Raw genomic sequence first — 15,297 nt, forward strand, 5'->3', positions numbered from 1 at the left:
ATTACACTAGCATGTAACCCAACCTACAAAAGATAAGCGCTACAAAATTAGTTCTTGCCGGCTCTTTTACGTTCGTTTTCAGTCAACAATTTTTTGCGTAAGCGAATGGACTTGGGCGTAACTTCAACCAGTTCATCTTCAGCAATAAATTCCAGCGCTTGTTCCAGTGTCATTTTCTGAATCCGGGCCAATACCAAACTTTCATCAGTACCTGAAGCACGAACGTTGGTTAATTGCTTCGGTTTGCAAGGATTAACACATAAATCATTGCTACGTGAATGTAAGCCTACCAACATGCCTTCATAGATTTCATCGCCATTAACCAATAACAATTCACCACGTTCCTGTAACGGATGTAATGAATAAGTTACCGCTTTACCGGCAACCATTGAAATCATAACGCCACGTTGACGATTACCAACTTCACCAGGTTTCATCGGGCCGTAATGGTCAAATACATGATAAAGCAGACCGGACCCTGAAGTTGCTGTCATAAATTCGGTTTGGAAGCCAATCAGGCCACGTGAGGGCATCATATATTCCAAACGAATACGACCTTTGCCATCGGGCACCATATTGGTTAAATCGCCTTTACGCTCGCCCAGTTTTTCCATGATGGAACCTTGGTGCTCTTCTTCAACTTCAATGGTAACCATTTCGAATGGTTCGCATTTTTTACCATCAATTTCTTTAATGATAACTTCCGGACGCGACACGCCCATTTCAAAACCTTCGCGGCGCATGTTCTCAATCAGAACAGACAAATGCAATTCACCACGGCCTGATACTTTAAATTTATCAGGGTCGGCTGTATCTTCAACTTTTAAGGCAACGTTATGTTGTAATTCCTTGTCCAGTCGGTCACGAATTTGACGGGTAGTAACAAATTTACCTTCTTTACCGGCAAAAGGTGAGTTGTTAACCTGAAATGTCATGGTTACGGTAGGTTCATCAACCGTTAACGGAGTCATCGCTTCTACCAAATCAGGATGGCAGACAGTGTCAGATATTTCCAGTTTTTCAATACCGGCAAAGGCAATAATGTCGCCAGCACGAGCTTCAGCCACTTCAACACGTTCCAGACCATGAAAGCCGAAAATTTGCAACATGCGACCTTTACGCTCAACACCTTCGCGATTAACAATAATCAAGGGTTGATTGGGTTTAATACTGCCGCGTTGGATACGACCAATACCAATAACACCGACATAGGTATTGTAATCCAGACTGGAAACCTGCATTTGGAAAGGACCATCCATGTCAACTGGCGGCGGACTTACTTTTGCCACGATTGTTTCAAATAACGGAGTCATATCGCCACCCGTTATTGTGTGTTCCAGACCCGCATAGCCGTTAATGGCTGAGGCATAAACAATAGGGAAATCCAGTTGTTCATCAGTTGCACCCAAACGATCAAACAAATCAAATGTTTGATCGACAACCCAATCAGGGCGTGCACCAGGACGGTCAATTTTATTGATAACAACAATCGGCTTCAAACCTAAAGCAAAGGCTTTTTGAGTAACAAAACGGGTTTGTGGCATCGGGCCATCAACCGCATCAACCAGCAGAAGAACGGAGTCAACCATTGATAAAACACGTTCTACTTCGCCACCAAAGTCAGCATGGCCTGGTGTGTCAACGATATTGATATGGTAACCGTTCCAATCCAAGGCCGTGTTTTTTGCCAGAATGGTAATGCCACGTTCTTTTTCAATATCGTTGGAATCCATCATCCGTTCGGTCACTTTGGTATGTGCCGCAAACGTGCCTGACTGTTGTAGTAATTTATCAACAAGGGTAGTTTTACCATGGTCAACGTGGGCAATAATGGCGATGTTTCTTAATTTCTCGATCACTTTTTGTGTACTCTAATGGGTTTAATAAAATAAGTGTTGGGTAGATTTTACGTACCCTGTGTAGCATGGTGTGTTTATGGGTTGAAACCTACCTGGCCGGTTTTTTAGCCTGTGCAAAAGGGTAGAGGTTAACTCTGTACCCACGGCAAATTGTTGAAACGCCAGCCACCCAAGTTACCTCGATGATTATGTTGATCCAGTGGACCTTCAAAACCATCGATTATATTGATAAGATGCTGATATCCGGTTTCTTCAAGTGCTTTTGCTGCATCCAGTGAGCGCTGCCCGCTTCGACACATCAATAAAACAGGTCTGCTTTTATCAGGAACAAGCTTTTCGACTTCAGCAACAAACGTTAAGTTAACCTGCCAGTCAGGAGCTTCTTTCCAGGCAATATGAATGGCATCCAAAGGATGACCGACAAAAGCATGTTCAACTTTTGTTCGCACATCCACCAATACGGCATCCATATCTTGTTGCAACAAATCCCATGACTGTTGCGGAGTTAAATTTTCTATCATGGCATTCCAATTATTTGCGTTTTTGGCCGACAAACTGGGCCTCGTTTCTTAATCCCCGAAGTTGTTGGCCGATTAAAGCATTTTCTCGGTAAAAAACGACCTTTAACGGTGAAAATAGTTTCAATAGCTCACTACAGCCAAGAAGATAATCGGGATTGTTGGGAGGGTTTTGACTGGTTTTTTCTCGTGTAAAAGTCTGATAAAAAAGCAACCCATCCGGTTTAAGTGCCCCTATTATCGCATCACTTAGAGTACGGTCAAGAAATCGGCTCACAACAATGACATCAAAAGAGCATTCTGTAAGGCTATTGGTGACGATTTTTTCTTGGCATGCATTGATATTTAGCCCTTGTTGGGCTGCATAAGTCGTTAATTTTTCTATGGCGACAAAAGAAATATCCCAGGCAGTCACCGCCAAGCCATTTTGTGCCAAAAAAATGGCGTTAGCCCCCAAACCACAAGCCAAATCCAGAGCTGTCCCGGTTATTGGCAGCAAAAAATCATTTTCAGTCAGTATCTGTGTTGGCTTATAACTCGGCTGCCCGGGCTGGCTATAAAGATGATTCGATTTGTTAATTACAGCGTCCATTATTCGGTTCCCGGCATGCTCACGCGATGCTCAAGCCAGTCCTGTAAAAAGTCCATAAAACTTTTAACTTTAGCAGATAAATATTTTCTATGCGGATAAACTGCATGTATATCTAAAGGGGGTAAAGGGTAGTTTCCCAAGACTATTTTTAGTGTGCCATTTTCAATATCCTTGCCGACAATATAAGTAGGCAACATTACCAAACCCAAGCCATTAATTGCCGCAATACGGATCGGATGAGCTGCATTAGCCTGCATTCTTCCTGTAACAGTCACTACTTTAAATCCTGTTTCACATCTAAATTGCCATTTATTCCGTGGCGAAATAGCCCAATTAACCAGGCAGCTATGACCTGCCAAATCTTCCGGTGTTTGTGGAATGCCGTAACGCTCCAAATAATCAGGTGACCCGCAAACAACCAACGATGAACTAGCTAATTTTCTGGCCACCATACTTGTATCATCCAGTGCACCAAGAAAAATGGCAACATCAATACCTTCATCAATCAAATCCCCAGGACTGCCCTGTAAAATCATCTCAACTGTTAAATCGGTATGTATTTTTAAAAACTCAGCTACTGCTCGGGCAATATGAGTCGCACCAATAGCCGGTGGCGCACTAATTTTTAATACTCCCCGGGGCTCTGTCTGTAAATGCGTTACTGCAGATTCCATTTCTTCTACATCCAGCAGCACTTGCTGACAGCGTTCAAGATAAGACATGCCGACCTCGGTCAGGCTTAAACTTCGGGTAGTACGATTAATTAATCGCGTTCCCAGACTCCCTTCAAGTTGCATAATATGCTTGGTTGCCATCGCCCTGGAAATTCCCAGATCTCGAGCGCCACCCGCAAAACTTCCGGCTTTGGCGACACGAACGAAAACAGTCATGCTCGTTAATTTATCCAATTAAACCTCGTTAATAAGGCGCGGGCTGTTATCTGCAGTTTTTAGATTGCAAATGGCCTCCCGCGCTTTTTACATCAATAAAAGTCTTGACATTACACACTATTTCTAAACAAGAAACAATCAATTTATTATTTAGCATATTGTATACAATAAATATCTCTGTATAGTAGTAACCAAGTAACAAGATTTGTAAAACAGCAACAAAGCTGAATAAAAAATTTTTTAAACTTTCAAAGGATCAATCTAATGAGCAACGTTAACAAAGACATAATTATTGGCTTAATTTTTATTGCCGGTATCTGGAGCTTTATTTCCGGTCAATTCATTATTTCGACCGTACTTTTCGCCAGCGCCGCTATTTATAGCAATATTGTAATGAGAACAAAACTAAGCAATTAAGCGCTAACAATTTAACTACCTCCTGGTGTTATACCTCCAAGCAGTCCTCCTCATAACGCTCTGCTTGAATTTCCACCTCCCTTTGCGGTAACGCATTGGGAGGTTTTTTTTGCCTGTAGTTTTTAATTAGCGATTTTATTAATGGCGTCGCCAGGTTGTTTTGATAGCAAATCCTCAATTTTGCATTGCGGCACAAAACCGCAAACAGCCAGCTTAAATATTTCTCTGGCACGCTCAAAATCATCATCCTTGGATGCCTGTTCCAGGATGTTCAGCATTTTTTCAAGTTCAGTCCAGGGAATAATCTGCTCTTTGGCACGCATAATTCTTGGGTGACTGGTTTCCGAGACGTTGTTGCCAATTAATAGCTCTTCATAGAGCTTTTCCCCATGTCTCAATCCGGTAAAACTAATTTCTATGTCACCCAACGGATAATCTTCATCTTTTATTTCCAGGCCGCTCAAATGAATCATCCTTTTTGCCAAATCAAGAATGCGGATAGGTGCGCCCATATCCAGCACAAATACATCGCCCCCTTTCGCTAAAGCTCCTGCCTGAATAACCAACTGTGACGCTTCGGGTATCGTCATAAAATAACGAATAATTCTTGCATCAGTAACGGTTACCGGGCCACCCCTGGCTATTTGTTCTCTAAACAACGGAACCACAGACCCGGACGAACCTAAAACATTACCAAATCTGACCATTGTAAAACGGGTTTTTGCAATCGCTTCCGTTATGGTTCCTTCTTTTGCATCCCTACTGATCTGATGCTCCGCTTCCAGGCTCAGTGCCTGCAAAATCAGCTCGGCAAAACGCTTGGTTGCCCCCATTGTATTGGTTGGTCTTACCGCTTTGTCTGTTGAAATTAACACAAATAGTTCAACTTCTGAATTTATTGCTGCCTGGGCCGCATATAATGTTCCAAAAATATTATTCCGGATAGCTTCGCCAGGATTTTTCTCTACCATCGGCACATGCTTATAAGCTGCGGCATGATAAATTGTTTGAATCTTAAAAGTCTTACAAACTTTTTCAATGCGCTGAGCGTTGGTTACTGAGCCAAGAATGGTAATAATTTCTATGGATTTGGAAGCTTTGGTTTTGGTTAGCAGGTGATGAAGTTCTTTCTCTATGGCATAAAGAGCGAATTCACTAACCTCAAAAAGAATCAGTACAAGTGGCTGTAACTGAATGATTTGCCGACATAGCTCTGATCCTATAGACCCTCCCGCACCAGTCACCATAACTACTTTATCAGTAATTGGGGCCTTAAGCAGTGCTTGATCAGGGACTACTGGAGGGCGGCCTAAAAGATCGGCAATATCAACTTCCTGAAGGGCATCAACAGTGACTCTGCCTTGGGCAATATCAGATAATCCCGGCATTGACATCACATGAATCGCATAAGGCTCCAGTAAACGGATAAGTTCACTGATACGTGCCCGTTTTGCTGAAGGCATGGCCAATAAAACATCTGAAACCTGATAGCGCTCTATTAAATAACCCAAAGAACTTAGCGGATATATTCGTAAGCCATTTACTTTTCTTTTGTGTAGTGATTTATCATCATCGATAAAAGCGACCGATTTAAAATCACGTCCGTAGGCAAGCGCAGAAGCCAGTTGTACGCCTGCACTGCCGGCACCATAAATCACCACATTTTTTTTAGTCGATTCAGTTGTACGTCGACTACCTCCCAAGCGAAAATAAGTTTCTCCTAACCACCAGTGGGCAAAAAAACGACTACTACCTACCAACATCATAATAAGTAGCCAATTTAGCGGCGATACTGTTCGGGGGATTACCTGGATACCTGATTCATACAAGATAAATGCAAAAACAAGTGCATAAAGTGTCGTTGCCTGAATGATGGTCCATAAGGCGCTAATTTCAATATAGCGAATAATCGTACGGTATAAACCTAGTTTGGCAAAAACAGGTATGGCAATAACTGGTGCAGCAGCAAACAAATACCACTCATCGCCTTTAGGAATATACAACTCGCCCCAACGTAAAGAAAAAGCTGACCACAGTGCAATCACGACAAAAAACACATCAGTGCTGATTAGAATAATTGCTTTATTTTGCCGTGAAAGATCAATAAGCCAGTGTGCTAATCGTGACATCATAAATTATCCCTGATTTTTCTATCCTGACTCTTAATTAATAACTGAATATATTATACGCGATTCAAAAACTACATCGGCGCTATCTGTCTTGGGCTTGCCGATCCCCCGCTTTATAATGATACGCCAATAAAAATAACGGTAAATAAGACACTGCCATACCTGCCATACCATCCAGTTTTTCTAATGCAACCAGTGAGGCAACAGGCAGTAACCAGAAAATATTAATAGCACAGACAGCCAGTGTAACGGAGCGATGAGTACCCAGAATACGAGAGGCAAACTGATAGGCATGACTACAATGGGCTTTATAAAACTTTTCACCACGGTATACACGGCGGCATAAAGTAATGGTTGCATCAACAATAAATACACCTAACAAAATCAGCCAGACCCAGATTAACTGAGGCGTAAGCCATGCCGCTTGTATTGAAAGCAGCGCCAAGGTTATACCTAAAAATCCGCTACCCGCGTCTCCCATAAAAATACGTGCAGGAGGAAAGTTCCATAAAAGAAAGCCAAACACCGATGTAGCCAGCAGGGCAGGCAACATCCAGGCCGTTAAATCCGGCCTTACAAGCCATATCATCAACGCACCCCCTGCACAGACTGTAACCGCTTCAATGCTTGCCAGGCCATCAATACCATCCATAAAATTATATAAATTAAGTAGCCAGACTATATAAATAACAGCAAGCACATAACCAAGCCAGCCTAATTCGATCAAATATCCAAAAACGGTAAGTGCAGGAAAACCGCCCAGCCAATAAAGCCCCCAAACCGCTGCGCCAAAATGCACCAATAAGCGCCAGCGTGCGGCAATATGTCCGTGATCATCCAGAAAGCCGGTTACTGCAACAGCGAATCCAGCGCCCCATAAGGCTATCAATACATTAGTAGCCAGTAAATCAAGCCCGTTTAAAATAGGTAGGGCAGTCAGCAATGATATTACAATGGCAACGCCTCCGCCTCTAGGTGTAGGTATCGAGTGTGAGCTGCGCTCATTAGGAATATCGATTAAGTTCTGTGCCAAAGCATACTGGCGTAAAAATCCGGTAAGCGCCCAAGATATTGCACTGGTTAGCAAAAGAAACCACCCAAAAATCATCTCTACCTCGTTAATTAATTGTTGGTTAAGTATTGATCTGAAAAACAGGGTCAGTATGGCAAGTCTTAAAACCGGATTCTGCGAAGCTTGGATTAAACGGCTTATAGTTTTTGTAAAAAATCGGCGGCTGTTTTCTTTAAAGCATCATCTACGCTCACCGGCGGTTGCCAATCTAAAAGTTTACATGTTTTGCCAGTGTCGACCTGAAGTGAATTACACAAACGCTGCGCCATATTAGGCTTGCCTAATAATATAGCGGCAGTATTTAAGAGCCATACCGGTATTGGCATTAATCTCGCCGGCTTGCCCAAGGCCTTGCCGAGGCGTTGTAACAATTCGGTTGTTGACAGATCTTCACCATCTGCGGCCAGAAATGTTTGGTTGGCTGCTGAGGGGTGAGTTGTGCAAGTGACGATTAAATCAACCAGGTTATCCAGGGCAATAAAACTGCGTTTATTATTAATCGCACCCAGAGGTAACGGAATACCTTTCTCCAGCCAGCGCATCATACTGTGAAAATTGGCTTTAACACCGGGCCCATAAACTAATGGTGGGCGAATGATCACAATTTCCAGTCCGGTTTCCTTGGCTAATTGTTGTAATTCTTGTTCTGCTTCACACTTGGAAATACCGTAAGAGTCAATTGGTGCGGACTGATCTTCAGCTGTATAAGGATGGCCAAAGCGGGTATTTTCTCCGTTCACTTTAATTGAGCTTATGAAGATAAATCGCTTTACACCAGCGGCAATTGCCTGCCTGGCCAGATTTAAAGTACCCTCAACATTTACTTTGCGAAATTCGAATAAAGCATCAATACTATCGTCTTTCATCACATGTACCCGGGCAGCGAGATGAATGACTACCTTGACGTGAGACAAGGCATCCGTCCAATCCGTTTCACGGTTTATCTCTCCGATTGATACGGTCTCGCTATTTGCAACAGGAATATTTGCACTGCGCACAGCAGTACGAACAGCTTGTCCTTGCCGAAGTAACTCAATACACAGCGATTTGCCAACAAAACCGTTAGCTCCGCTAACAAGTATTATTTTTGGCATTGAGCTCATGATTTACTACAGCGCTGTGCCAAGAGCTCGTTATAAAGAGCAAGTATTCTCTCAGTAATTTTGTGGCTTGCAAATAATAGTAGCGCACGTACTCGCGCAGCCTCACCCATTTCGTACCGTAAATGCTGATTATCTATCAACGTTAGCAACGATTGCGTAAGAGCTTTGATATCTCCAGCTGAGAACAATAATCCTGTCTTGCCATCTTCTACTGCATCGGTAATACCATAAATACAGGATGCCACGGCAGGTAAGCCACAGGCAGCTGCTTCAAGTATAGTCATCGGAAGCCCTTCACGGTAACTTGGCAGACAAAAAATATCTGCTGCCATCATGTAATGTTCTGGTGCAGCTGTAAAACTGACATAGTGTAGACGATTACGTTCGGCATGGCAGATTTCGTGAATTCGATTGAATGGAATGTCTTCTTCTGCACCGACCAGCAATAGGACTACATTCTTTTGATATCTGGCAATTTCATTGAAAGCGAAAGCCAAATCCAGTATCCCCTTATCATGGGTTAATCGTCCAACAAATAAAATCACCTTAGCATTTTGAGCAATTTTTAAGTGGTCCCGAATTTTCCATCTGGTACTTAAGTTGGGATGAAAGCGTAATGGATCGACACCACAAATAGAGCCTGCGCCAATTACTTTTGCTTTGCCATAGGGTAATACCCCTTCACTCACCAAAAAATCTTGCTGGGAAGGGCTAACTGCTAAAACATCTGTTGCCAGTAATCCAACTAATTGATCAACTAATTTAAGTGCTTTTCGATGCAAACCACTTCGTGTTGCCCATACCTCTCCATGAAATGTGTGGATTCGTATAGGTATACGAACCAACCAAGCTGCCAGCATTCCTAAAAGCCCGGTTTTTGGCATGTGGGAATGAGCAATATCAAATTGCTCATGGCGAAATAGTTTGATTAGTTTAATTAGAGTGAGTATATCTTTCCATGGTGATGGCTTGCGTTCAATAGGCACCAGAACAAGATGTGCATTAAGACCATCAAGAAAAAATTTATCTTCAGAGTTACAGACAACAGTTACTTCATAATTTTCCGATGCAGCCTGGATGTGGTCACGTAAAAAGGAATTGATAACGGCGGGAATAGTCGCAATGAAGCAGATTTTCTTCATGGCACTTTAACGGTCATTATAAGTTCGCCGAAAATTTTATTCCATTTGAATATTACAGCATCGTCAGAGAAGTAATGTTTTGATTGAAAAGTACCTGCACTTATTCTGCTCAAAAAATCGTTAGTCATCTTACCAATAAAAGCCACTGTTGACAGTAACAAGCAATGCCATAGGTGCAATTTGGAAAAATGTTGTAACTGGGTAATAAAAACAGTGCTCCGGGTTCTCGCCAATTTTTTCCAGTCTGTTTTACTCCTGATGCGATAGGCGAACAGGATTTCATCCAAGGTAACCAATCTACTATCATGATAACTTCTTAACAATAACTCTTGATCTTCACAACAGAAGGGACTGGGGACAGTGTAACGATAGTTGCGAAACCATTTTGTTTTACCCATCCAGGTAGGATGTGGAAAATGGAACCCCCGCCAAGGTCGCGCGCATATTTCGTTATGAGAAATTGCAAACGGAAATAATCCTGTTGCTTTATTACTCTCATCAATCGTAAGAGCACGAGTAGCAACCAAATCAAGCTCAGGATCATTTTGTAAAGTGGTGATTTGCCGCGCAAAGCGCTCGGGATAGGAGATATCATCCCCATCCATACGCGCAAAATATTGGCCTCTGGCCATATCGGCTGATTCGTTGAGACGGGCGGCTAAACCGCGATTCATACCATCGCGGAAAATTTTAATTCGCACATCTTTGATATCTGCAATATCCTGCAACGCATTGTCCGTTGACCCATCGTCAATAATCAATAGCTCCCAATTGGTAAAGGTCTGATTGACGATAGAAAGTACAGCAAATCTTAAATATTTGCCTGCATTATATATGGGCATGGCGACTGTTATTAAGGGTAACTCATTTTCCTGAGATTTATCCGACAATCGCTCAGCCATCTTGGTTTGTTTGACCAGTGTGGTATCTCTTTATTAAAAGTGGCATAAAATTAAACTATAGACTTTCAGATAAATGATTTCTTAAGCAAAAAAACGTTTTTGATGATGGATTTATTTCTGCGGAAAAAACCTTCGAAGGTGTACAAGAATGATAACACTTAAGTTTTCAAAATCAATCCTGAAAAACTGAAAGACTGCTTACCAAGCACCTTAAGGTTAAGTAATATATGATTATGTCGATTAGCAATCGCTTTAATCAACTACGCTGAAGGTGGTGACCTGGAAATTATTGATCCAGGAAGCTACATTCAAAAAAGCTAGTTTGTTAGGCCTAATATAGATGACAATTTATGAGTAATCGCTTTCCAATTGTATTGCATGCTCACTTCATCTATACCTAATTGAGAATATCGCACATACTGACTTTTGTCTTTCAATAAATTAGTAATAGCTTGTGCCATTTCACTTTCATTATGAATGATTTTACCACCTTTTAAGTTTTTAACGTTGCCGACATTAGTACAAACAAAAGGCGTGCCAGTCGCCATAGCCTCAAGAATAACAATTGGAAAAGCTTCCAGTTTACTGCCGTGTAAAAATAAAGCAGATGCTTTTAAGTAATCCTCAGTCTCTTTACGAGATATTCCATAAAGAAACTCAACATCTTTCCAACCGTATTGTTTATCCAGTGACTGCTTAAGTGCCTTCAATTGAGCCAAGTAATCATGAAGCTGAGCTGCACCGATGAAAATCAATTTTGCAGACACATCGGACTGGTAATAAGCTCTCAATACGAACTCCTGATTCTTCATCGGATAATAATTGGATATCGACAATAAATAAGGCTTGTCTCCAATTATTTTAGATGATTTCGCAATTAAATGTTCAGGTACTCCATTAGGCAAAATATCGTAATTTATAAATTGTTGTCTTTTAAAAAAAGGTAATTCGGAAGCATTGTTACTTAATATTAATACATGGTTATATTTTTTTAAATATTTAGTGAGAGAGCCGTAGTAAATCTTTGCTTTGAGATTCGCCCATGGATTTCGACTTTCAAATGCCAGAAGTGAAAAACCGTGAGAATGTAAAACTTTGACTGCATGAATCTGATCCAAATACGGCAATAGCAAGTCAGTATTCCATGTTTGCGTACATTCATTAATAATGACATCAGCATCAGAACTTAATACAAAATCAATATACGCTTTAGTCTCACCACGATAAAACGATCCAAAATTACCTTGGATATTGAATTCCACAATCCTTATATTTGAGCTGGCAACAGATTCACGACCTGTTATCTTTTTGGTTGCGATAGTGATCGAATGGCCTTGTCGTGATAAAGCATTGGCAAGCTCTGATACCACTGTCGCGACACCCGATAAAATTGGCGGGTATTGCTCAGTAGTAATAAGTATCTTCAGCGGGTTCATCCTTTCCATGTTATTTAGTGCGCACGCGACTTGGCGATCCAGGATCGAATATTACGGAGTAAAGGCTTGGCCCATAAAGTATGGGTGCGAAACATTAAAAATTTATACCGCAGCATAGCGGCACGCTTTTCTGCCAAATGAACAACATATGGCGCATTATTATCTTTGGCAATTCTGTTGCCGGCCAAAATAACGGTTTCGCAAATTTGTTTGATGCTTGGTTGATGCGACAAGCGATGAAAAGCTGAATGATGAATCGCTGCAACATCAAAACATAGCTTGTCTGGCTGACTCAAGCCGATAGCATACGCCAGGTTTTCAGCCGCTATGGTGACTACATTTTCCAAGATACGACTATGCTGGCTACGCGATATACTTTGTGCTACTTCCCTATAAATAACCAATCGTTCTGGAAGATTTGCCACTCTATAGTGTCGTGCCAACCGTGACCATAGTTCATAATCCTCTGGGGGATAGCGTAACGTGTCAGAACTATAACCGCCAACACAATTTATATTATGGCGACGCATCATGATTGAGCTATGTACAAATGGATTGTCGAAAAGCAACGCAAAAAGAATAGGGCCATATTCTGTAGGGTGATCATGCATTCTGTTCTGTTTTATGTCACTCGTCCGAATCTCTGCGCAAGTGCCAAGTAAAGCGCAATCCGGATTGTTTTCCATATATTCCCATTGTTTTTCCAATCGGGTAGGGAGTGACAGATCATCGTGATCCTGGCGGGCAATATAGTGTCCTTGAGATAAACTAATGCCATAATTTAATGTTGTGGCCAAGCCCATATTCTCTTGATGTACCAACCGGATTCTAGGGTCATGACATCGTGCCAGAATCTCTGCTGTGTTATCTGTAGAACCATCATTAATAACAAGTAATTCAAAATCTGTAAATGTCTGCGCCAGAATAGATAAGATTGCTTGCTCAACAAATTCTGCACCGTTATATACGGGTAAAAGTACGGTGATTTTAGGTGAACTCACAGTTTAATCCAACTATCCGGCAATAAATCACGGGTGTCATATAACGGTTGATTAAACCAACGCTTGGGTGCGATAACCATTTTTTCAGGATACTGGTTTAACCAGGCTCCCCACCAACTAAAGGAGCTGTTCGCAATAATATTATGCTTGCACAAGCTCATGAGTCGCATATCTTCAAAGGCATCTTTACCCTGATTATGGTTAATAAACAGGGTTGGATAAGTGATATCAAGATTTCGCTTCGCCCACTCTATATCATCAGAAAATACATAAACCCGTAAATTGTCCTGTCTTGAACTGATTTTTGCCAAGCCTTTGTAGTAATAATCAAGACTACATGACTCATAGAAATTAATGTTTTTGGTATTATTGACATAGTCACCTCGACGAATATGAAGACTCACGGAATTATGTTCAAGCATTTCTTCGGCAATACGTTTATTTTCCCCAGTCAATGGCTGGTTAAACGTAAAGTCATGACGCAATGTATTGGTAAAGTCAGAAAAATATTTTGCACTATGCCAATAGCCGCTTAAATAAGCATCATGTTTGATAGATAAAATCGTTAGATCAAAATGAAAATATTTTTCTTGAATATGTGATTGCCATGACGTGGGTATCAACCGACTTACAATAGGTCGAAGTTTTTTGACAATCCTGTGTTCATAACCTTTTAATTGCTTTAGCTCTTTAAGCGTTGCGATATTTTCAATAACAGCAAAATGAGGCAATTCATAAGGTCTGCTAATTTCACCATACGTTTCACTGGCAAACCAACTTAAATCAAGTTTTAGCTCTGTATTTGTTCGTAATGAGAGCGCACGTGCCATTGCATATTGAAACATTTGGTTGCCCAAACCACCCATTAACTTAACGATAACCATTTTCTGTCGTTTATAAAAAATTATTATTATGCTGCATGGCAAAACGGGTTTTTGCAATAAAAACCAGTCCCATATAAACAAATCCCGTAAATATTAAACTAATAACGGCTCCAATAATATTCCATTGGGGTATCAATAGGTAACTTAATAATAACGTTATTAAGGACGGTGCAATATTAGCCACCAGTAATTTTTTTGTTTGATGATAAGCAAATAGTTCAAGCGTCCAAAGCTGACCAATTCCCAAAAATACCGCTCCCAGAAAAGCATAAGGCAAAAGCCAGCTACTGGAAACATACTGTGCACTGGTAAGCAGTAACATAATACGATCATGAAATAAAAATAACATCACTAAAGCTAATAAAAAAGCCAATCCCAGATATCTGATTACCTGATTAATTGTTGCTTTGGCATAGCCGGGTTGTTCCGGTTCTTTTTGGTAAATAATAGGCGCAATATACATGCTAATAACACCGACTAGTTGAGCAGGAATCAATGCTCCTATGGTATTAAGCATGGCAAAGTGACCAACCAGATATGTCGAAGTATCTGCGCTATAGAATTTAAGAAACCAAACAGGCAAAAAAGACTGGCACCAGCCAAATCCGGACCAAATGAGCAGTGGTGCAGAGAATTTAATATAGCATGCAAGATTCTTTTTAGTTGTTGATAAGCTTATGCCTGTCAAAGTCAATGCTAATCTATTTCTGTAAAGCAAATAAATGATGTTTAGAATAAAGACAATCGCTGTTAAATAGAGTAAATCTGCTGCATTAGGCGTCGCGTAATAATGAATTATCAGTAATAATAAAATAATGCGGGCACTACCTTCAAAAATCTTTGAGCCCGCAAATACATGACGATTTCTAGTAGAGTTTTCAATATTTAGTAAGGTAATACGTATTGTGTTAAATACCGTATATAAAATTAAAGCCCAAAAAATAGTTAATATATCGCGGGGAATAGCGGTCTGAATAAAATCTTTTACGGAAATGATAAATAATAAATAAATAACAATTAAGCTGATATATATCAACAAGATATTGGTGTAATTCTTTGCATATTGATTTTCTGATTGGTAAACAGGAATATATCGACTGACAGCTTGATCAAATACAGAAAAAGGAAACAAGCCTATAAACCCGGCTATGGTAAGTGCAAGTGCATAAAGTCCATATTCAGCGACTGATGCATAATGACTGACCAACTTGAGAAATATAAAACTACTCAATACAGAAAAAAATTGCCCAAAACCAACAAGCATCAATTCTTTATTTTTTGATAACGATAACAATAATTGGATCACGGCTTTTCTATAAATATTGGCATTATTAATTCATGGCTCTTTAGCT

At 40.7% G+C, this 15,297-nt stretch carries 14 protein-coding genes; 1 reads left to right on the forward strand and 13 read right to left on the reverse strand.

The genetic code is table 11. The features are described 5' to 3' along the window. Positions 1-47 precede the first annotated feature (47 nt). The 4 genes from typA to KKZ03_RS06350 form a co-directional block, all read right to left on the reverse strand. Positions 48-1,859, reverse strand: coding sequence for a translational GTPase TypA (gene typA / locus KKZ03_RS06335; protein ID WP_243220675.1), 1,812 nt, complete (start codon positions 1,857-1,859; stop codon positions 48-50). A gap of 128 nt (positions 1,860-1,987) precedes the next feature. Then, a complete protein-coding gene (locus tag KKZ03_RS06340; RefSeq protein WP_243220676.1) occupies positions 1,988-2,380 on the reverse strand; it encodes a rhodanese-like domain-containing protein in 393 nt (130 codons plus the stop codon). A gap of 10 nt (positions 2,381-2,390) precedes the next feature. After that, entirely contained in the window at positions 2,391-2,969 is a 579-nt protein-coding gene (locus KKZ03_RS06345; protein WP_243220677.1) for a bifunctional 2-polyprenyl-6-hydroxyphenol methylase/3-demethylubiquinol 3-O-methyltransferase UbiG, read from the reverse strand. Next, positions 2,969-3,859, reverse strand: a complete 891-nt coding sequence (locus KKZ03_RS06350; protein ID WP_371744867.1) for a LysR family transcriptional regulator — start codon at positions 3,857-3,859, stop codon at positions 2,969-2,971. The genes KKZ03_RS06345 and KKZ03_RS06350 overlap by 1 nt, the downstream gene beginning before the upstream one ends. 264 nt (positions 3,860-4,123) lie before the next feature. Here KKZ03_RS06350 and KKZ03_RS06355 point away from each other — a divergent pair, with 264 nt between their 5' ends. Continuing rightward, positions 4,124-4,276, forward strand: coding sequence for a hypothetical protein (locus KKZ03_RS06355; protein WP_243220679.1), 153 nt, complete (start codon positions 4,124-4,126; stop codon positions 4,274-4,276). A 122-nt stretch (positions 4,277-4,398) separates the two neighbouring features. Here KKZ03_RS06355 and KKZ03_RS06360 read toward each other — a convergent pair whose 3' ends face one another. From KKZ03_RS06360 to KKZ03_RS06400, 9 genes are all read right to left on the reverse strand, one after another. Continuing rightward, positions 4,399-6,408 (reverse strand): nucleoside-diphosphate sugar epimerase/dehydratase, encoded by a 2,010-nt coding sequence (locus KKZ03_RS06360; RefSeq protein ID WP_243220680.1) that lies wholly within the window; start codon positions 6,406-6,408, stop codon positions 4,399-4,401. 79 nt (positions 6,409-6,487) lie between these two features. Next, complete coding sequence (locus KKZ03_RS06365) at positions 6,488-7,513, reverse strand: glycosyltransferase family 4 protein (protein WP_243220681.1); 1,026 nt, start codon at positions 7,511-7,513, stop codon at positions 6,488-6,490. Between the two features lie 101 nt (positions 7,514-7,614). Continuing rightward, positions 7,615-8,580, reverse strand: a complete 966-nt coding sequence (locus KKZ03_RS06370; protein WP_243220682.1) for an SDR family oxidoreductase — start codon at positions 8,578-8,580, stop codon at positions 7,615-7,617. Beyond that, positions 8,577-9,722, reverse strand: coding sequence for a glycosyltransferase family 4 protein (locus KKZ03_RS06375; protein WP_243220683.1), 1,146 nt, complete (start codon positions 9,720-9,722; stop codon positions 8,577-8,579). The genes KKZ03_RS06370 and KKZ03_RS06375 overlap by 4 nt, the downstream gene beginning before the upstream one ends. Continuing rightward, on the reverse strand, positions 9,719-10,624 hold the full coding sequence (locus KKZ03_RS06380; RefSeq protein ID WP_243220684.1) for a glycosyltransferase family A protein: 906 nt from the start codon (positions 10,622-10,624) through the stop codon (positions 9,719-9,721). Before KKZ03_RS06380 ends, KKZ03_RS06375 begins: the two co-directional genes overlap by 4 nt. A 317-nt stretch (positions 10,625-10,941) precedes the next feature. Beyond that, positions 10,942-12,060 (reverse strand): glycosyltransferase family 4 protein, encoded by a 1,119-nt coding sequence (locus KKZ03_RS06385; RefSeq protein ID WP_243220685.1) that lies wholly within the window; start codon positions 12,058-12,060, stop codon positions 10,942-10,944. A gap of 14 nt (positions 12,061-12,074) precedes the next feature. Next, positions 12,075-13,061, reverse strand: a complete 987-nt coding sequence (locus KKZ03_RS06390; protein WP_243220686.1) for a glycosyltransferase — start codon at positions 13,059-13,061, stop codon at positions 12,075-12,077. Then, positions 13,058-13,945 carry an alpha-1,2-fucosyltransferase gene (locus tag KKZ03_RS06395; RefSeq protein WP_243220687.1) on the reverse strand — a complete coding sequence of 296 codons (888 nt, stop codon included), beginning with the start codon at positions 13,943-13,945 and terminating at the stop codon, positions 13,058-13,060. Before KKZ03_RS06395 ends, KKZ03_RS06390 begins: the two co-directional genes overlap by 4 nt. Positions 13,946-13,955: 10 nt before the next feature. Next, positions 13,956-15,251 (reverse strand): polysaccharide biosynthesis C-terminal domain-containing protein, encoded by a 1,296-nt coding sequence (locus KKZ03_RS06400; RefSeq protein WP_243220688.1) that lies wholly within the window; start codon positions 15,249-15,251, stop codon positions 13,956-13,958. Positions 15,252-15,297: the final 46 nt, after the last annotated feature.

The organism is Methylobacter sp. S3L5C (assembly GCF_022788635.1).
In the GTDB taxonomy this organism is placed as follows: domain Bacteria; phylum Pseudomonadota; class Gammaproteobacteria; order Methylococcales; family Methylomonadaceae; genus Methylobacter_C.